The organism is Rhizobium sp. RU35A (assembly GCF_900156005.1).
Classification (GTDB): Bacteria; Pseudomonadota; Alphaproteobacteria; order Rhizobiales; family Rhizobiaceae; genus Neorhizobium; species Neorhizobium straminoryzae.
The window spans coordinates 221,419-239,028 of record NZ_FTMR01000009.1 but is presented as its reverse complement, the minus strand read 5'-3'; the positions used below and the strand labels follow the sequence as shown (position 1 = coordinate 239,028).

The 17,610-nt window shown below is 63.0% G+C and carries 16 protein-coding genes and 1 CRISPR repeat array; of the genes, 9 read left to right on the top strand and 7 right to left on the bottom strand.

From position 1 onward, the window contains the following. From F3H95_RS27375 to cas2e, 9 genes are all read left to right on the top strand, one after another. The coding region (locus F3H95_RS27375) for a hypothetical protein (RefSeq protein WP_210248576.1) at positions 1–216 on the top strand (216 nt) is incomplete at its 5' end. Positions 217–719: 503 nt separating this feature from the next. Beyond that, positions 720–3,281, top strand: a complete 2,562-nt coding sequence (cas3, locus tag F3H95_RS19945; protein WP_149747283.1) for a CRISPR-associated helicase Cas3' — start codon at positions 720–722, stop codon at positions 3,279–3,281. A gap of 2 nt (positions 3,282–3,283) precedes the next feature. Then, positions 3,284–4,876: a hypothetical protein gene (locus F3H95_RS19940; RefSeq protein ID WP_210248574.1), complete on the top strand. Its 1,593-nt coding sequence runs from the start codon at positions 3,284–3,286 to the stop codon at positions 4,874–4,876. Beyond that, positions 4,869–5,405, top strand: a complete 537-nt coding sequence (locus F3H95_RS19935; RefSeq protein WP_149747282.1) for a hypothetical protein — start codon at positions 4,869–4,871, stop codon at positions 5,403–5,405. Before F3H95_RS19940 ends, F3H95_RS19935 begins: the two co-directional genes overlap by 8 nt. Beyond that, complete coding sequence (cas7e, locus tag F3H95_RS19930; protein ID WP_149747281.1) at positions 5,402–6,535, top strand: type I-E CRISPR-associated protein Cas7/Cse4/CasC; 1,134 nt, start codon at positions 5,402–5,404, stop codon at positions 6,533–6,535. Before F3H95_RS19935 ends, cas7e begins: the two co-directional genes overlap by 4 nt. After that, the gene (gene cas5e, locus F3H95_RS19925) at positions 6,522–7,280 is read left to right on the top strand and encodes a type I-E CRISPR-associated protein Cas5/CasD (protein WP_210248573.1); all 759 of its coding nucleotides are present in this window, start codon (positions 6,522–6,524) and stop codon (positions 7,278–7,280) included. The genes cas7e and cas5e overlap by 14 nt, the downstream gene beginning before the upstream one ends. Further along, the gene (locus F3H95_RS19920) at positions 7,277–8,074 is read left to right on the top strand and encodes a type I-E CRISPR-associated protein Cas6/Cse3/CasE (RefSeq protein ID WP_149747280.1); all 798 of its coding nucleotides are present in this window, start codon (positions 7,277–7,279) and stop codon (positions 8,072–8,074) included. Before cas5e ends, F3H95_RS19920 begins: the two co-directional genes overlap by 4 nt. Position 8,075: 1 nt before the next feature. After that, the gene (cas1e, locus tag F3H95_RS19915; protein ID WP_149747279.1) at positions 8,076–8,972 is read left to right on the top strand and encodes a type I-E CRISPR-associated endonuclease Cas1e; all 897 of its coding nucleotides are present in this window, start codon (positions 8,076–8,078) and stop codon (positions 8,970–8,972) included. Next, positions 8,972–9,283 (top strand): type I-E CRISPR-associated endoribonuclease Cas2e, encoded by a 312-nt coding sequence (cas2e, locus tag F3H95_RS19910; RefSeq protein ID WP_149747278.1) that lies wholly within the window; start codon positions 8,972–8,974, stop codon positions 9,281–9,283. The genes cas1e and cas2e overlap by 1 nt, the downstream gene beginning before the upstream one ends. A 52-nt stretch (positions 9,284–9,335) precedes the next feature. Continuing rightward, a CRISPR array of direct repeats spans positions 9,336–9,791; the repeat unit is 29 nt; unit sequence GGTTCCTCCGCACCTGCGGAGATAGACCC. A 61-nt stretch (positions 9,792–9,852) separates the two neighbouring features. Here cas2e and F3H95_RS19905 read toward each other — a convergent pair. From F3H95_RS19905 to F3H95_RS27655, 7 genes are all read right to left on the bottom strand, one after another. Continuing rightward, positions 9,853–10,608 (bottom strand): ABC transporter ATP-binding protein, encoded by a 756-nt coding sequence (locus tag F3H95_RS19905; protein ID WP_149747277.1) that lies wholly within the window; start codon positions 10,606–10,608, stop codon positions 9,853–9,855. After that, a complete protein-coding gene (locus F3H95_RS19900; protein WP_149747276.1) occupies positions 10,608–11,453 on the bottom strand; it encodes an ABC transporter permease in 846 nt (281 codons plus the stop codon). The genes F3H95_RS19905 and F3H95_RS19900 overlap by 1 nt, the downstream gene beginning before the upstream one ends. Positions 11,454–11,471: 18 nt before the next feature. Further along, on the bottom strand, positions 11,472–12,440 hold the full coding sequence (locus tag F3H95_RS19895) for an aliphatic sulfonate ABC transporter substrate-binding protein (RefSeq protein ID WP_142880695.1): 969 nt from the start codon (positions 12,438–12,440) through the stop codon (positions 11,472–11,474). A gap of 282 nt (positions 12,441–12,722) precedes the next feature. Beyond that, entirely contained in the window at positions 12,723–13,814 is a 1,092-nt protein-coding gene (locus F3H95_RS19890) for an LLM class flavin-dependent oxidoreductase (protein WP_142880694.1), read from the bottom strand. A 38-nt stretch (positions 13,815–13,852) separates the two neighbouring features. Continuing rightward, a complete protein-coding gene (locus tag F3H95_RS19885; RefSeq protein ID WP_142880693.1) occupies positions 13,853–14,794 on the bottom strand; it encodes an ABC transporter substrate-binding protein in 942 nt (313 codons plus the stop codon). Between the two features lie 66 nt (positions 14,795–14,860). Next, positions 14,861–15,802: an ABC transporter substrate-binding protein gene (locus tag F3H95_RS19880; RefSeq protein WP_149747275.1), complete on the bottom strand. Its 942-nt coding sequence runs from the start codon at positions 15,800–15,802 to the stop codon at positions 14,861–14,863. A gap of 25 nt (positions 15,803–15,827) precedes the next feature. Next, on the bottom strand, positions 15,828–17,609 hold the full coding sequence (locus F3H95_RS27655) for an amino acid ABC transporter permease/ATP-binding protein (protein ID WP_149747274.1): 1,782 nt from the start codon (positions 17,607–17,609) through the stop codon (positions 15,828–15,830). Between the last annotated feature and the right edge of the window lies 1 nt (position 17,610).

The following is a 17,610-nucleotide window of genomic DNA, read 5'->3' as shown; positions in this document are numbered from 1 at the left end:
GAACCAGACTTCCCGAAACAACGGAAACTGTCAGCGTGCGGGAAAAGCGCGCCAACACCGGATACCAGTGGCGAGACCGATCGACCATGTCCAAACCCCCCCGGCGCAGCCTCGCGTCAGCAACACCTTCTGGATATTTTCAATCAACTCGTATATTTTAATAGTAAAAAATACCAATTGATTCCCCTAGATTTCTTTAGAAATACAGATCCATAAAATGGAAGTCTAGATGTCGGTGTGGTCGCCGTTACAGATATTCAACCAGATTTTATAATTAAATTTTAGAGCAAACTAAAGAATGCGCTTACGAAGGAATTGCAACGAATGCTTGGCCCTTGCTTTTGGTTTCCACACGGAACTCATACCAGGGGGCGATGATAGGAACCCATAGGATGGCTTATTGCCGGTTTCTGGCTAGGCGCTGCGCAAGGGGCGATGCTTTCGCATCGGTCGAGGAGTTTGGCGACGCCAGAAAGGCCGCTCGAGCCGATCCTCTGGGTTCCTATCATCGACACTTGGTATGAGTTCTGATCCGTGAGGATGCGTATTGTCTTGCGCCGCTGCAACATCGATACGCCAGCCTTGCACATTTTACGATTTTGCTCCGTGCGAGGAAATACTTGCGCCCGATTTCCTGTGAGACATGGAACATAATAGTTGCGCATGATTCGAAAAATCACTCTTTTGGTTGTGCAATATCATGAACTGGGGGAGTACCGGTGGAGCCTCTGCTTCCCTGGGGAAAGTCATCGTTTGGGTTGACGCACCATCTCGCGCATCACTGCGCAGACGTTGCGGCCTGCTTCGAGGCCCTGGCAAAACTGCCGGTGGTGCGTAACCGGATGGAGCGATCGGCGGGTCGCGCCCTCACGGAGACCGATATCTCCCGCCTTGCGGCACTCACCTTTCTGCATGATTGCGGCAAACTTCATCCCGGCTTCCAGGCCAAGGGAGATATCGCCGGCATCTCCTGGCCACCGCTCACCCCGCACGGTCACGTCCAGGAAGGCGCGGCGATCTTCGACAGGGTCCAGGATGGCGCCTTGGCGGACGCTCTCAATGTCGCAGCACTCCACAGCTGGGGTGTCAGCCTCGGTCTTCTTTTTGCGGCAATCGCGCATCATGGGCGCCCGTTTTCCGTAGAGCCAAAGGCCGGAAAGGGATGGGAAGCCGTTCTCCGGCCTGATTACGCGCCACTGGCAGCAGCGCGCCAGCTGGGAGGCTTGATGCGGGCCTGGTTCCCGCTTGCCTTTGCAGCAGGCGGCGCTCCGCTTCCCGATCGGCCCGATTTCCAGCATCTGTTCTGCGGGCTGGTGTCGCTGTCCGATTGGCTGGGCTCGACCCAGAGCCTCTTTCCCTTCGTCGCCGGGTGTGACCCCGATTACATGGAGCGCGCCCGGCAACAGGCCACCCGTGCGGTTGCCGGCATCGGTCTGGATGTCCAGCGCTGGCGAAGCGCAATCGAAGGCAAGGCGCGGTTCGAACTGCTGTCCGACGGCAAGAAACCGCGTCCGGCCCAAGAAGTCACCGGTGCGTGGTCGCTGGATGATCCGCTCGTCATTCTCGAAGCGGAAACGGGCTCCGGCAAGACGGAAGCCGCCCTCTGGCGGTTTGCGCAACTCTTCGAAGCCGGAAGGGTGGACAGCCTCTATTTCGCGCTGCCGACGCGTGCGGCGGCACGCCAGATCCATCAGCGGGTGAATGATGTCGTGCGACGGCTGATGGGGGAAGAGGCGCCTGAAGCCGTGCAGGCCGTGCCCGGCTATCTCCGCTCGGGCGACATATCGGGGAAGACACTCCCGGCCTTCGAGGTCTTGTGGGACGATGATCCGGATGAAGCCCGGCGCATTGCGCGATGGGCGGCCGAAAGCGGGCGCCGTTATCTGGCCGCAACCGTTGCCGTCGGCACGGTGGATCAGGTCATGCTGGCAGCGCTTCAGGTCAAGCATGCGCATCTGCGCGCAGCGGCCCTCTCCCGCTCGCTGCTGGTGATCGACGAGATCCATTCCTCGGATCCCTACATGACCGATATCCAGAGCCATCTGCTGACGATGCATCTGGAGCGCGGCGGCCATGCCATGCTGATGTCTGCCACGCTTGGCGCTGAAGCCCGCGTGAAATGGCTGAGCACGGATAACAGGAGCAGAAAACGACAGGACTTCGAGACCGCCATCGCGGCACCCTACCCCGCAGTCTGGGGTCGCCGGGATGGTCTGCAGGGCGTCGATCGCGCGGGCCAGCACAGCAAGGCGGTTGCCCTGGCACTTGTGGCAGGCTGGTCGGGCGAACTTGCGGCAAGGCACGCCATCGAAGCCGCCCGGCAAGGCGCAAAGGTTCTCGTCATCCGAAACACGGTGCGGGCGGCGCAGGAGACGTTCGAAGCGGTGCGCGAGTTGGGTGGCGAAACTCTTCTCATGCAGGTGGCGGGCGGGGCAGCCCTGCACCATTCGCGCTTTGCCGCCGAAGATCGAAGGCTTCTTGACGCCCATGTGGAGCGCCTTCTCAGCCCTGACACCAGAATTCGTGAAGCAGAAGGCGTCATCATCGTTGGTTCCCAGACACTGGAGCAGTCCCTCGATATCGATGCCGATCTGCTGATCACCGATCTCTGCCCGGTCGATGTGCTGCTTCAGCGGATCGGCCGGCTGCATCGCCATGAGTTGGGACGCCCGGAAAATTTCGAGGCGCCGCAATGCCTGGTTCTGTCGCCGGAGGACGGATTGGACCGGTTGGCAAAGCCCGCATTCGAAAATGGTCTTGGACAGTTCCGCGATGGCGGCGGCGTCTATCGCAACCTGCATGCCTGTGAGTTGACGCGCAGGCTGGTGCGCGATCACCCCACCTGGGTGATCCCGGAGATGAACCGCCTTCTCGTGGAAAGCGCCACGCATCCCGAGCGCATCGACGCGCTGAGCGCAGAACTCGGCCCACTGTGGCAGGCCTATTGGAACGGCGTTTACGGCAAGGATGTCGCCGATGCCCAATCGGCCAAACATCTGCGGCTTCCTGTCGAGTGCGATTTCACGAGCCTGCCGCCGTTTGCGGATGTGGAGGAAAAGGTGCGCACCCGGCTTGGCGCGGAGGGTGCGCGCATCGACTTTGCCGCGCCGGTCACCAGCCCCTTCGGCGAACAGATCACCGGCATCACCCTGCCTTCGCACTGGCAGGGCGCCTTTTCCGAAGCGCCGGTCGAGCCGCAAGTGGTTGATGGCGCAATCACATTCAGGATCAACGATGCGGCCTTTCGCTACGGGCGAACGGGTCTGATGCGGGAGGGATAAATTTGGTCCAGATAAATCTCATTGAAGAGCCACTGATAGCGGTAAGACCTGATCGAAACCTCACGCTTCCCGGCGTTCTTGCCGCCCTGGCGCGGGACGACATCGAGAGCTTTCCGGCCCTGCGGCCGCATCAGGCACCTGCCTGGCATATGTTTCTGGTGCAACTGGCGGCACTTGCGCTTCACAAGGCCGAGCGCGAGGATATTCCCGAGCGGGAAGACGAATGGCTGACGCTGCTGCGGGGCCTGACACCGGATTACCCGAAAGATGAACCCTGGTGTCTGGTGGTCGAGGACTGGTCGAAGCCTGCCTTTCTGCAACCGGCCGTGCCGGAAGGCGTGAAGCTTGGCAATGATGTCGAGACCGCCGATGGACTGGATCTTCTCATCACCTCGCGCAACCACGATCTGAAACAGAGGATGGCGCGAAACGCATCGCCGCAGGATTGGCTGTTTGCGCTCGTCTCGCTGCAAACAGGCGAAGGCTATGGCGGGGCCGGCAATCAGGGCATTGTCCGCATGAACGGCGGTTCCTCCTCCCGCGCCATGCTGAGCCTTGCGCCCTTGGCGAGGGGCAAGACCATGGCCGTGCGGCCCGGTGCGTGGTTCCGGCGGGATCTGCGGGTTCTTCTGGAAACGCGGGAGCGCGCTCTGCAGAACACCCAAATCGATTATGCGGATGGCGGGATTGGCCTGACCTGGCTGGCGCCTTGGCCGGAAGGCGATCAATTGCAACTGAAAGATCTCGACATCTGGTTCATCGAGGTGTGCCGCCGGGTGCGGCTGTCAAACCGTGACGGACGCATCACGGCAGTCAAAGGCACCTCGCGCGAAACCCGCATCGCCGCCAAGGCGCTCAAAGGCAATATGGATGATCCCTGGGCACCGATCCACAAGACTGAAGGCAAAAGCCTGACGATCGGGGACGACGGGGATTTCGATTATCGGACGCTGACCAGACTGCTGTTTTCCGGGGAATGGGTGCTGCCGCTTCTGGCCCATCGCGCCTCCTTCGAGGGGCCGGATGCGCCGCTTGCCATCACGGCACAGGCCTTGGCGCGCGGCAACTCGAAGACGGGCGGTTTCCGCACCCGCATCGTTCCCTTGGAAAATCGGCAGATTTTGCGCGGCTGGGGTTCTGCGCAATCGCAGGAAACCCTGCGACAGATTGCAAAGGAGCAGACCAGGGCCATCGACCGTTTCGACAAGGCTTTGGCCTATGCGCTGGTGCTGGCTGCGGCCTCTGGCGAAAAAGAGCGCATCAATCGCGACAGCTATGCCCTGACGACAGCTGCCCGCACCGCACTCGACCGCTTCGCCGATACCATCTTCTTCGAGCATCTGTGGCAGCGCTTCGCGGTCGAGTCCATGGACGAGGCTGCCAGAAAAGCGGAAGCGCTCGTCTTCGCCCGCCGGCTCTGGGAACGCACGCAGCTGATTTTCGAGCAGTTCCTGCCGGACATGCCCTGCCACTCGCTCTATCGCTTCAGAGCCGAAGTGCGGGCAAGGCGGGCGCTTCGAGCGGCAGATCTGCGCGAAAACTATCCCGAAGTGTTCACGGATCAACATGCGAGAGAGGTGACGGAACATGCCTGAGGCCGTCCAGACACAAGATGACGACCTGAAATCCGCGGTCGCCAACCTTGTCGGTGAGCTGATGAAACTCAATCCCGGACAATTGGCCCGTTTGCGCCGAATGGATATCGACGGGCCGGGAGAACTGGAATTCTGGAGGCTGGCGCAGAACGAGGCGTTCAAGCTCTCGGGCAACGACACCGGCATGCTCTTTGTCCGCATTCTGGCACTGCTTGCGCCGCGAGGCGAAGTCGCGTCAAGAGCACCGTTTCACCGGCTCGGCGAACCGCTTGGGAAGGTTCTGGCCGAAGCTGGCTTTTCGGAAAAGCGGCTGGCCACTTTCATGGTCCTGCCCTTTGCCCGACGGGGAGAGGCACTGGAAGGCATTGCCCGCTTCATTGCGCGCAAGATGGAAAACGGCGTGAATTGTCTGGATATCCGCCAGCTTCTCTTCGTGGACGACGTCTGGCCGCTGCGCCGGCTCGCAGCCGCTTACTACACCGCATCCGATCGCATTGCTGCCGTCAAGGCAAAGGGAGAAGACACATGACCAAGCCCCGCTTTCTGCAAATCCATACGCTGCATAGCTATACGGCCGCCCTGCTGAACCGCGACGATACCGGCCAGGCCAAGCGCCTCGTCTATGGCGGCACGACCCGTACCCGCATTTCCTCGCAAAGTCTGAAACGCCATTGGCGCAAGGCAGAGAATGATCCGCACGCGCTGAAACAGCTTGCCGGCTATGTCGATAGCTTCCGTTCGCGCGAACTGGTGACGGAAAAGGTGATCAAGCCGTTGCGGGGCCATTTTGCCGATGAGATCGTGAATGCGCTGGAACCGGCCTTCCAGAAGCTCGTCTACGGCGACAGTGGCGCAAAAGGAAAGAAGAGCCGTCAGACCCTCTTGCTCGGCGAGCCGGAAATCACCTGGCTTGCCGCGCGCGCCGCAGAGATTGCCGCATCAGCCGCTGATGCCAAGGCTGCGGAAAAGGCTGTCGCGGATTGGGCGAAGGACAAGAACTTCAAGACGATGACCGAGGGCGCAAGCCTGCCGGGCGGCCTGACTGCCGCTCTCTTCGGCCGCATGGTGACCTCCGATCCTGCCGCCAACATCGATGCGCCGGTGCATGTGGCGCACGCCTTCACCATTCATCCCGCCGAGAGCGAGGACGACTACTTCACCGCCGTCGATGATCTGAAACGCGATGATGATGATAGCGGCGCCGATACGATCCAGGAAACGGAACTCACCTCCGGCCTCTATTACGGCTATGTGGTGATCGACCTGCCGGGGCTGATCAAAAACTGCGGCGAGGATCGCGAACTGGCCGCCCGCGTGGTGCACAACCTTCTCTATCTGATTGCGGAAGTGTCTCCCGGTGCCAAGCTTGGCTCGACGGCCCCTTACGGTCGGGCGGAACTGATGCTGGTGGAGGCGGGAGACCGCCAGCCGCGTTCGCTGTCGACGGCCTATCGCGAGGCTGTCGGCCACAGTTTCGCCAAGGGGCGTGATGCGCTGGCGCGGCAGCTGGCGGCCTTCGACGAAGCCTATGCGACGGGCGAAGCGCGCCGTCATCTGAGCATCGAGGGCGAGTTGCCCGGCATCGACAAGACGCCGCTTTCGGAGCTGGCAGCCTGGGCCGCCGGACAGGTGAAGGATGCACCCGATGCCGATGACTGACAAACGGTGGCTGATCCTCGATCTGGAGGCGCCGCTGCTCGCCTTTGGCGGTGTCGTCATCGACCAGATCGGGGTTACGCGCGACTTTCCGGCCGCCTCCATGCTGACGGGGCTGTTTGCCAATGCGCTTGGCTGGACACGCACCGAGACGGAGAAACATCAGGCGCTGCAGGATCGGCTGGTCTTTGCCGCCCGTATCGATCGCGACAGGCCCGCCGGCATTTTGACCGACATGCAGAATGCAGAGCTGAAAAAACACGACAAAGGCTGGACCACCTGGGGCCTTGTGGAAGGGCGCGATGGCGCAAGCTATGGCGCGCCGCATCGCCGCAAGCGGGATTACCACATGGATGCGCGCATCATGATCGCGGTTCGGCTGGCCCCGTGCGATGAGGCGCCGGATCTGGACAGGCTGGCGGAAGCGCTTTATCGCCCGGCGCGGCCGCTCTTCATCGGCCGCAAGCCTTGCCTGCCCTCGCGGCCAATGCTGGCTGCGCGGCGCGAAAACTGGTTCGTGGATGCGCCCTCTGCCTATGCCGCACTGTCTCGCCTGCCAGCCGCCGACAGGAAGGACCGGAGGAGCAGGCTGCGCGCCTTCTGGCCACCGGGAGAAGGCCCCGACGAGGGCGAAGCCGTGACCCGCATCCATGACCTGCCGGACCTCAGAAACTGGAAAAGCGGCCTGCATGGCGGTCATCGCAGGGTGATCGAGGGCTTTGTGATGCCGCAAGAGGTGGCCTCATGAGCACGCTTCATCTTGCAAGCCTGCCGGTCGATTTGCGCGAATTTCGCCGGCTGGCGGCGTTTCGCGGCTTTGAAGCCGATGAGGGGCGCGCCTTGCACCATTTCCTCAGCGAAGCCTTTGGAAAGAGCCTGTTGCAGCCATTTCGTCTGATGCCGGCGCCAAAGGGACATGGGGCAACGCTCTATGCCTATACGAAAGCTACCGAAGAGACGCTGCGGGACAATCTGGAGCTTGCGGCACCGGAACTGCTGAACGCCCTGGGAACCCCGCATCTGGCGCTGCGGGAGATGCCAGCCATTTGGCGGGAAGGCAGACGCTTGGCCTTCGATCTGCGCGTGCGGCCCGTCCGCAGGCTGCTGAAGCCGCTGGAGGGGTGGAGTCGCGAAGAAAACCGGCGGCAGCTCAAGGGTGAGGCTCTGCGCGGGCCGATGAAGAAGGGCAGCGAGGTGGATGCCTTTCTGATTGCCCGGCTGCGGCAATTCCCGGATGGTGTGCCGGAGGATGCGGGATCGTTTTCACGCGAGGAGGTCTATCTCGACTGGCTTGCCGAACGCCTTGAAGGCGCCTGCGTGCTCGACCGGCAGGCGACGAGAATGACGCGCTTTGCCCGCGACCGGGTTCAACGCAACGATAGCCACGGCAAGGAAGCGATGTCCGAGGGGCCGGATGCGATCTTCCATGGCGAACTGACGGTCACGAATGGGGAAGCATTTCAAACGCTTCTCGCCTCCGGCGTCGGGCGTCACACGGCCTATGGCTTTGGCATGCTGCTGCTGCGCCCCGGAGGGTCCTGACATGCTGATCGGTCGGCTTGGGCTGGAAAAGGCCCGCATTCCCCACGCGGACAGGCACGGTCTCGTCTGGCTCGACCGAGGACGGCTGGAGGTGGAAGACGGTTGCCTGCGTTTCGTGACGGCCGGCGGCGGCGAGCTTGCCGCCGGCGACTACCAGATCCCGCACCAGGCGCTTTCGATCATCCTGCTGGGGCCGGGCTCCAGCGTCACCCACGATGCCCTTCGGCTGCTGGCGCGCCACGGCTGTGCGCTGGCGGCGATCGGCGAGGGTGCGGTGCGCTTCTACACCGCGCCGCCCCTGATGCCGGACACCTCCGCGCTTGCCCGCGAGCAGGTGCACCGCTGGGCAGACCCGAAGAGGCGCATGGAGGTGGCGCGCGCCATGTATGCCATCCGCTTCGATGAGATCGTGCGCACCCGCGACATCGAGGTGCTGCGGGGGCAGGAAGGCGCGCGCATCAAGCGCAGCTATCAACTGGCCGCGGAGCGCCACGGCGTGCCCTGGAAGGGGCGCAACTACGACCGCAACAATCCGAACGCCGGCGACATGCCCAACCAGGCGATCAACCACGCCGCCAGCGCCATGCGGGCCGCCGCGGCGGTTGCGGTGGCAAGCGTTGGCGCCATTCCGCAACTGGGTTTCGTGCACGAGGATTCCGGCCAATCCTTCGTGCTCGATATTGCCGATCTCTACCGCCATGACGTGACGCTGGACATCGCATTCGGGGCCGCGAGCGAGGCGCTGAAGACAGGCGAGCCGGTGGAACGGCTGACCCGACAGCGTGCTGCCAGGCTGTTTCGCCAGCGCGACGTCATTCCCACGATGATTGACCGGATCAAGCTTCTGGTGGGTCCGGACGCGCCCCGGACCGAAACGGCAAACGAGGACGAAGACTGATGCCGATGGTGGTGATCATGACCCGCGATGTGGAGGCCCGTTATCGCGGGTTTCTCGGTTCGGTCATGCTGGAACTCTCTGCCGGCGTCTATGCCCATCCCCGCATGAGCGCAGGCGTTCGAACCCGCATCTGGGATGTCATGGTGGACTGGCATGGCCAGCTGCGGCAGGGCAGCATCGTCATGACCTGGGCCGACAGCGCCGCCCATGGCGGCCTTGGCTTGTCCACGCTTGGCGAACCTCCCAAGCAGATCGTGGCGCATGATGCGATGCTGCTGGTGAGGCGGCCTCTCGCAAACGTCAACCCTTGATCGTTGACTGTTCTTTGACATTGTACAGGTTTTCAGGCACTTAGAGGCCAGAGGTTCCTCCGCACCTGCGGAGATAGACCCCCGAAATATGACGAACAGCAATGGCGCGCAAAGGTTCCTCCGCACCTGCGGAGATAGACCCACCACGCCGATTTCTATCGCGCGGTCCGTGCGGGTTCCTCCGCACATGCGGAGATAGACCCGGATCGAGGCCTTTTGCCTTCGCTACCTCCATGGTTCCTCCGCACCTGCGGAGATAGACCCCTCGAATGGTGCCTCTTCCTCGGGCAGCCACTGGTTCCTCCGCACCTGCGGAGATAGACCCGGGGCGTGCGTCGTGGGAGGCCCGATCTCGTCGGTTCATCCGCACCTGCGGAGATAGACCCGCCTTGGCAACCGGCGGGCACACGCTGTTGCCGGTTCCTCCGCACCTGCGGAGATAGACCCCACACGAAGGCGGCTGACGTCATGATCTGCGCGGTTCCTCCGCACGTGGGGAGATAGATCCCGTTTGAGAAGCTTCGATTGAAAATTGGAAACGCTCGTGATGATGCGGTGGCGGTCCTGCCTCAGGCGGGTTCGGCGGTACGCTGTTCGCCAAGGGACTGGACGAGCAGTTCCGACAGATGCCGGCGCATCAGGGTAAAGCCCTCGCTCATGCGATCGCGCGGCCGAGGCAGATCGATCGGGACTTCAGCGAGAATGCGCCCCGGGAACGGACGCATCACGACCACCCTGTCCGCCATGAAGATCGCTTCCTCGATATCGTGCGTCACCAGCACCATGGTGGAGCCGAAATCCCGCCAGAGATCCACCAGATGGGATTGCAGGTCTTCCCGGGTCATGGCGTCGAGCGCGGAGAAGGGCTCGTCCAGCAGCAGGACCGAGGGCATTGTCACGATCGCTCTTGCGAGCGCCACCCGCTGCGCCTGACCGCCGGACAATTCCTTGGTCCAGCGCCCCTCAAAACCCGAGAGCCCCAGCCTTTTGAGAACCTGTGCAACGGCCGTCTTCCGCTTGTCCGCGGCAAGATGGGACAGGCCGAAGCCCACATTGTCGGCCACGCTCAACCACGGAAACAGGCGCGGCTCCTGGAACACGACATTCACGAGAGGATCCGGCTTGTGCAGCCGGCGGCCGCGCAGCTTGACCGTCCCTTCGCTGGCCTCTTCCAGGCCGGCGAGCAGGCGCAGAAGCGTGCTCTTGCCGCATCCGGAACCGCCGATGATGGCCACCACCTCCCCTTTGCTGATGCTCAGCGTAAAGGCTTCCAGCGCGCGGGTCCCGTTGGGATAGATCTTCGACAGGCGCAGGATATCGAGCATTACCGTTTCCCCTGATGCGTATCCTGCCAGGCGAGGAACGGGGCGGAGCAGAGCAGAAGCACGGTATCCGTCACCTTGCCGACCAGGGCGAAGACGAGGATGGCGGCAATGATCTGATCCGGCTTGCCCAGTTGCTGTCCGTCAACCAGAAGATAGCCCAGCCCCTCCGATGCGCCCATGAATTCGGCAGCAACCACGAACATCCAGCCAAGGCCGAGGCCCGCGCGCAGGGCCAGCACATAGCTTGGCAGGATGGACGGCAGCAGGATCCTGCGGACAAGCCCCAGCCGCGACAGGCGGAAGACACGCCCGACCTCAACGATGCGCCGGTCGACGCCGGTGATGGCCCCATGCACCCCGAGATAGACCGGAAAGAAGACGCCGACAGCGATCAGGGCAACCTTGGAGGTCTCGAAAATACCGAACCACAGGATGAACAGCGGCACCCAGGCAATGGAAGGGATGGCCCTGAGTGCCTGCAGCGTGGGATCGAGAAGACGCGACGCCATGGGCGAGGAACCGGTCACCGCCCCGAGCACCGTGCCCGCTGCCGCGCCCGTCACGAAGCCCACAAGCACGCGCCGCAACGTGACCCCGATATGCATCGAGAGTTCTCCCGAGGCGGCAAGCGATGAGAGCGCCGTCAGAACGCGCGAGGGCGGCGGCATCAGCCGCCCTCCAATCACGCCGGACCGGACGCCGAGTTCCCAGCCTGCGAGCACAAGCAGCGGAAACAGGACGGAAATCAGGACCGGTTTCAGCAGCTGTAGAAGCGAAGCACCCTGCCGCAAGGGCAGATCATCGCCCGGCTGGCGTTTGAGAAAGACGGCTTCCAGAAAGGCCATGTCGTGCGGCTCCGAAGATTACTGGCCCACCCCGACAGGCAGATAGGAGGGATCGATGAGCTGGGAGACGGTGGCGGCAACGTCCACATCGGCCTTCACCACCCCGGCTTTCTGCAGGGCAAGGCCGGCGGCGGCAATCGTGCCCGCCTGCTCCTGTCCGATCGCGGAATGGTTGAGGTCGGTCCGCTGCAGCTGACGCTCGATCACGGGCTCCGGCAGTTTCGTGGCGGCGACCAGTTCAGCCTTCAGCTTGGCCGGGTTCTTTTGCGATTCAGCGCGCGCCTGCTCGTAGGCCCGCAGCACACGCCTGACAATGTCCGGGTGTTGGGCCGCAAATTCCTCGCGAACATTCAGCACACCCCAGCTGTTGTTGGCTGGATTGCGGTGAAAGAGAACGTCACCATCCTCGATCTCGGCCGATGCCATGATCGGATCCAGGCCCGCCCAGGCCGCCACGTCTCCCCGCTTCAGTGCGAGGCGGCCATCCGCATGCTGCAACAGGACAAGTGACACGTCCTTTTCCGTCAGTCCCGCCTCCGCGAGCGCCCGCACAAGGAAGATATGCGGATCGGTGCCCCGTGTCACGGCGATGGCCTTGCCCTTCAGATCCGCCACCGTGGTGATGCCGGTATCCTTGCGCGTCACCAGCGCCGTCCACTCCGGCTTCGAATAGACATAGACCGACTTGATCGGATTGCCGTTGATGCGACCGATCAGGGCAGCGGCGCCAGCCGTCGAGCCGAAATCAAGGGAACCGGCATTGAGGAATTCCAGCGCCTTGTTGGAGCCGGCAGACTGCACCCAGGTAACCTTGATGCCATCCTTCTCGAATTCCTTTTCCAGAACGCCGTCGGCTTTCAGGACAAGGCTGACGGGATTGTAGGTCGCCCAGTCGATCCGGATTTCCGAGATCTGCGCCGCAAGGGCGGCGACGTGACTTGCTCCTACCAGGGCCAGGGCAGCGGCCAGACGAATGATCGACTTCATTCCAATACCTCCGATTTGGATGAATTATTTCTATAAATTTAATATTATATCGAGAGTGCCCATTCCAAAGTTGGACCCCGGTCTGCATTTCCATACCCTCGCAAGGGCCATGAAAGGATTTCCCATGCCCTCGCCCGTCCTCGCCGGGTATCCCTTTGCAGATCTCGTGGCGGCGCGACGGACCGTCAGCCGCATTCCGCCCTCCGTTGCGATCCATGCCGTCGCACCGTCTTCACGGCCATCCGGATGGCAGCCCCCTTCATCCTCGCAGGCATGGCAGGCCTAGGGTGCGAAACGCCCGCGCTCGGCATCCCGGATTGCCGGATCTCGAAAACTCCGGGGATCGGGATGCTCTGCCCCGGTGCGACGTTGCCAGCCGATCTGCGGGGCGATCTTTTCGACAAAATCGGTAATGATCTGCAGATACTCCTCCAGCGCGAATTCGTAAGGCAGCTCAAGGCGCAGTTCCTGAACTTCGGACAGAACCGGATCCGCCTGAAGGCGGGCAATGATTTCATCCGAACTGCCGACGAGATCGCGGCTGAACAACGTGCGGCGCGGGCCTTGCGGCGAGAGTGTCCGCTCATGCCGGCTGGCGGCATAGGTCGCGTAGCGGGCCCGCGTTCTTGCATCGGCGCTATCGGTCGGCACGATCACGCGGCCTGCCGCCACCCGCGGTGTGCGGCCGGGCGGCAAGGCGGCGCGATAGGCTCTGAGCTGCGCCAGTTGCGCCTCCTCGAACCGGTCGGACACATCGCCGGAGGTGAGACTGCCGATCATCAGGTTGAGGCCCTTCGAACCTGTCCATTCATAGGAGCGAAGCGAGCCGCCGCCATACCAGACCCGGTCCCTGAGACCCGGCGCAAAGGGTTGCAGGCGGGCACGCTGGCGGTTGCCGGGTGAGAGAACATAGGTTTCCCCATCGCCCAGATAATGGCCGGAGAGGCTGTCGAGAAGCCGCTCCACCCGCCCGTAGGAGAAATCGAAGCTGCGCCAGTCGCCATCGAAGACCAATGGCGCGACCAGCTCCGCATGCAGCGGCGGACCGGCGCTGACCCCGACATTCAACCGCCCGCCTGCGAGGGAATCAGCCATGGAAAGGTCCTCCGCCAGCCGGAACGGACTTTCATAGCCGAGCTGGATCACGGCAGACCCCAGTTCGATCCGCCGCGTGCGCTGGCTGGCTGCGGCGAGAAACACCGGCGCGGAGGAAACACCATGCTCCAGATGGCGCTGACGCACCCAGGCGCTGTCAAAACCCAGCGCCTCGCCGGCCTCGAAGAGTTTCAGCGTCTCCTCGAGCCCCGCCGCCGGATCGTTATCGGGATAATTGCCAGGGGTGAGGAAGCCGATATGGGCGATGGAGAGAGCCATGGTGGGGAAACCTTTGAAAGCAAAGCGGGGATGCGCGTTCAGTATTTCGGCAGGCCGGGCGGGTTGGTCTCGGATTTCGCCAGGGCCTCCTCGCTCAACTGCCAGCGGTCGAGGATCTTTGCGTAGTCGCCGCTGGCGATCAGTCCGTTCGTGGCAATCGTGAGGGCATTGGCGAGACCGGATCCCTTGCGGGTGGTGATCGCCACATCCGAGCGTTCCGGCCAGCCGGCGGAGAGAAAGCCGACACGCTTGATGTTCTTGTCACGGTTGGCGATGAAGACCAGCGTGGAATGCGGCTGCACGATGACGTCGGCGCGGCCCGATTGCAGCGCAAGCAACTGCGTCGCCTCGTCATCATAATATTGCAGCTCGATCGGCTTCAGGCCCGCCTTGACGTTCTCCTCGCTCCACCGCACCAGGATGCGCTCCTGATTGGTGCCGGCGCCGACGATGATGCGAAGCCCGGCAGCATCCTTCGGTTCGCTGATCGGTCCGATCTTGCTGTCGAGCCGCACGAAGAAACCATGGCCGCCCTTGCGATAGCTGGAGAAATCGAACTTCTCCTTGCGCTGCTCGGTGACGCCGACATTGGAAATCACCGCGTCATACTTGCCGGAGCTGAGGCCGAGCGGCCAGTCGGCCCAGGCGACGGGAATGATGGTCAGCCGCAGGCCAAGGCTTTCGGCAATGGCAGACGCAAGATCGGGATCGGCGCCGACGACCGTCTTGGCATCCGTCGCATAGGTGTTGAGCGGCGGGCCGCCGACGGCCGAGGCGACCGTGAAGGTGCCCGGCGTCACGAACCTGAAATCGGCGGGAACGGCGGCGATCGCTTGTGGATTGGGCTTCACATGAATACGCCCCGTCTGTTCGGGTGACAGGTCGTAGACGCTGTCCGCGCCGGCACGCACCGCCGATGCGGGTCCGAGAGCGACGAGAACCAATGCGGTCGCGAGACTGCGACCAATTTTATCAACCATCGACACGATGATAGTCTCCAGCTTCTGAAACGGGAAAAGGGCGCGCCAGGGGGCGCGCCCCCACAATCACTTCTTCTTCGGCAGACCGGGCGGATTGGTCTTCGATTCCGTGATGGCCTCGGAGGTCAGGTTCCAGCGCGCCAGGGCCCTGGTGTAGTTGCCCTGCCTGATCTCTTCGTTCAGAACCGCCGTGAAGGCATCGGCGATGCCGGATCCCTTGCGGGTTGCAACCGCGATTTCCGCCGTCAGCGGCCAGCCGCCGGAGAAGGTTCCAACCAGCCGCGTCTTGCCTTCCTTCTGCGCCTGGAAGGCCGCTGTCGCATTCGGACCGAGATAGACATCCGCGCGGCCGGCCTGCAGGGCGAGGTCAAGCACCGCCTGGTCGTCGTAATACTGAACCTCGGTTGCCGGCAGGCCCTTGGCCTTGTTCTCTTCGATCCAGCGCAGCAGGATCTGCTCCTGGTTCGTCGCGGCGCCGACGATGACCTTCAGGCCGGCGACGTCTTCCGGCTTCGAGATCGCCTTCACCTTGCCGTCCCTGGCGGCATAGAAGCCCAGCAGGTCGTTACGATAGCTGGAGAAATCAAACTTCTCCTTGCGCTCTTCCGTCACCGTCACGTTGGAGATCACGGCGTCATACTTGCCGGAGGCAAGACCCAGCGGCCAGTCGGCCCAGGCAATCGGCACCAGTTGCAGCTGCAACCCCAGCCCGTCGGCGATCAGCTGGGCCAGATCCGGCTCGATGCCGATCGGGGTCCTGGTATCGCTCGCATAATCCACCAGCGGCAGGCGGAAGGGAACCGTTGCGACCGTCAGCTTGCCGGGCGTCACGAAGGTGAAGCCGGCCGGGATCAGCTTGATCGCCGCCTCGACCTTCTGCGCCCGCACGCGCCCCTTCTGCTCCGGCGAAAGATCGACCTCCTGCGCATGGGCGATACCGGCGACGGATACGGCAAGGGCGACAAGGCCCGCCACAACAGTGCTGAAAATACTTTTGGAATAAGACATGTCAGGTGTTCCTCTGATGTTTTCGTTAGAGAACCTTGGCCAGGAATTCCGCAGTGCGCGGATGGTCCGGCGTGTTGAAGAGCTTGTCCGGCGTACCGGTCTCGAGAATGCGTCCCTGCTCCATGAAGACGACCAGATCCGCCACCTCGCGGGCAAAGCCGATCTCGTGCGTCACGATCACCAGCGTGGTGCCGGAGCGGGAAAGTTCGCGGATCACCTCCAGCACTTCGCCCACCAGCTCCGGGTCGAGCGCGGAGGTCGGCTCGTCGAACAGGAGAACCTTGGGCTTGAGGGCAAGGGCGCGGGCAATGGCAACGCGCTGCTGCTGGCCGCCGGAGAGCTGGCGCGGATAGGCATCCGCCTTGTCGGCCAGGCCGACGCGGGCCAGAAGCTCGCGCGCCTCCCGTTCGGCCTGTTCGCGGGCAAGCCCACGCACGGTGACGGGCGCCTCCACGATGTTGTCGAGAACGGTCAGATGCGGGAAGAGATTGAAGTTCTGGAACACCATGCCGACTTCGACGCGGCGCTTCAGGATGTCCTTCTCCTTCAGCTCGTAGAGCGTCTCGCCCTCCTGCCGATAGCCGACCAGCTGACCGTCAATGGCAATGAAACCTTCATCGACCCGTTCGAGATGGTTGATCGAGCGCAGCAGCGTCGACTTGCCGGAGCCCGACTGACCGAGGATGACGGTGACGCTGCCCGCCGCAAGCGTCAACGACACATCGTCGAGAACCTTCAGCGGACCGAAGCTCTTGGAGACGCCCTGGATCGTCACGTCGCCGCCATGCGCGTGAAGCGGCGCGATGCTGACCGAACGGTCCACCTGCGTTGCGACAACAGCGCTCCGCGTCTGATGCGTTCCGGCAAGGCGCCGCGACAGGCGCGAGAGCAGCGAGGGGGGCAGCGTGCGCAGCGCGCCACGGGCATAATGCCGTTCGATATGGTGCTGGACCAGCGACAGCACCGTGAGGATGACGAGATACCAGACCGTCGCCACCATCAGCAGCGGAATGACCTCCAGATTGCGACGGTAGATGATCTGGATCGTGTAGAACAGTTCCGGCAGCGCCAGGATGTAGACCTGCGAGGTGCCCTTGGCGAGCCCGATGATATCGTTGAAGGCGGTGGGCAGGATGGAGCGCATGGCCTGCGGCAGGATGATGCGCCTCGCCTGCCGGCCCCGCGGCAGGCCGAGTGCGGCGGCCGCCTCGAGCTGTCCCTGATCGACCGAGAGAATGCCGCCCCGGATGATCTCGGAGGCGAAGGCGGCCTGGTTCAGCGTCAGGCCGAGCAGCGCCGCGGCAAACGGCGTCATGATCTGCGTGGTGTTCCAGCTGATGAAATTGATGCCGGTAAAGGGCACGCCGATCGTCACGGTCTCGTAGAGATAGCCGAGATTGTTGAGGATCAGCAGCAGGACGACGAGCGGAATGGAGCGAAAGATCCAGATATAGGTCCAGGACAGACCTGACAGCAGCGGCGAACGGGACACGCGCGCCAGAGCGAGCGCCGTGCCGAGCGTGAAGCCTGAAATCGTGCCCAGCAGGGTCAGCAGCAGCGTGCGGCCGAGGCCGACGAGCACCGGTTCTGCAAAGAACCATTGCGCAAAGACATCCCAGCCCCAGCGCGGATTGGTGAACACCGAATGCAGCGCGACCCCGATGACGAGAAGCGCAAACAGCGTGCCGGCGGTGCGGGCCGGATAGCGGGCCGGAACGATCCTGTACTGGGCAAAACCGGTGCGGGGGCGGGACGAGGAGGACGCGCTGGCCACGCCCGTCTCGACGAAATCTGTTGTGACAGCCATG

Coding starts and splice junctions, on each gene's coding strand:
- F3H95_RS19935 (WP_149747282.1), top strand. CDS start 4,869: ATGCCTGAGGCCGTCCAGACACAAGATGACGACCTGAAATCCGCGGTC.
- cas7e (WP_149747281.1), top strand. CDS start 5,402: ATGACCAAGCCCCGCTTTCTGCAAATCCATACGCTGCATAGCTATACG.
- cas5e (WP_210248573.1), top strand. CDS start 6,522: ATGCCGATGACTGACAAACGGTGGCTGATCCTCGATCTGGAGGCGCCG.
- F3H95_RS19920 (WP_149747280.1), top strand. CDS start 7,277: ATGAGCACGCTTCATCTTGCAAGCCTGCCGGTCGATTTGCGCGAATTT.
- cas1e (WP_149747279.1), top strand. CDS start 8,076: ATGCTGATCGGTCGGCTTGGGCTGGAAAAGGCCCGCATTCCCCACGCG.
- cas2e (WP_149747278.1), top strand. CDS start 8,972: ATGCCGATGGTGGTGATCATGACCCGCGATGTGGAGGCCCGTTATCGC.
- F3H95_RS19905 (WP_149747277.1), bottom strand. CDS start 10,608: ATGCTCGATATCCTGCGCCTGTCGAAGATCTATCCCAACGGGACCCGC.
- F3H95_RS19900 (WP_149747276.1), bottom strand. CDS start 11,453: ATGGCCTTTCTGGAAGCCGTCTTTCTCAAACGCCAGCCGGGCGATGAT.
- F3H95_RS19895 (WP_142880695.1), bottom strand. CDS start 12,440: ATGAAGTCGATCATTCGTCTGGCCGCTGCCCTGGCCCTGGTAGGAGCA.
- F3H95_RS19890 (WP_142880694.1), bottom strand. CDS start 13,814: ATGGCTCTCTCCATCGCCCATATCGGCTTCCTCACCCCTGGCAATTAT.
- F3H95_RS19885 (WP_142880693.1), bottom strand. CDS start 14,794: ATGGTTGATAAAATTGGTCGCAGTCTCGCGACCGCATTGGTTCTCGTC.
- F3H95_RS19880 (WP_149747275.1), bottom strand. CDS start 15,802: ATGTCTTATTCCAAAAGTATTTTCAGCACTGTTGTGGCGGGCCTTGTC.
- F3H95_RS27655 (WP_149747274.1), bottom strand. CDS start 17,609: ATGGCTGTCACAACAGATTTCGTCGAGACGGGCGTGGCCAGCGCGTCC.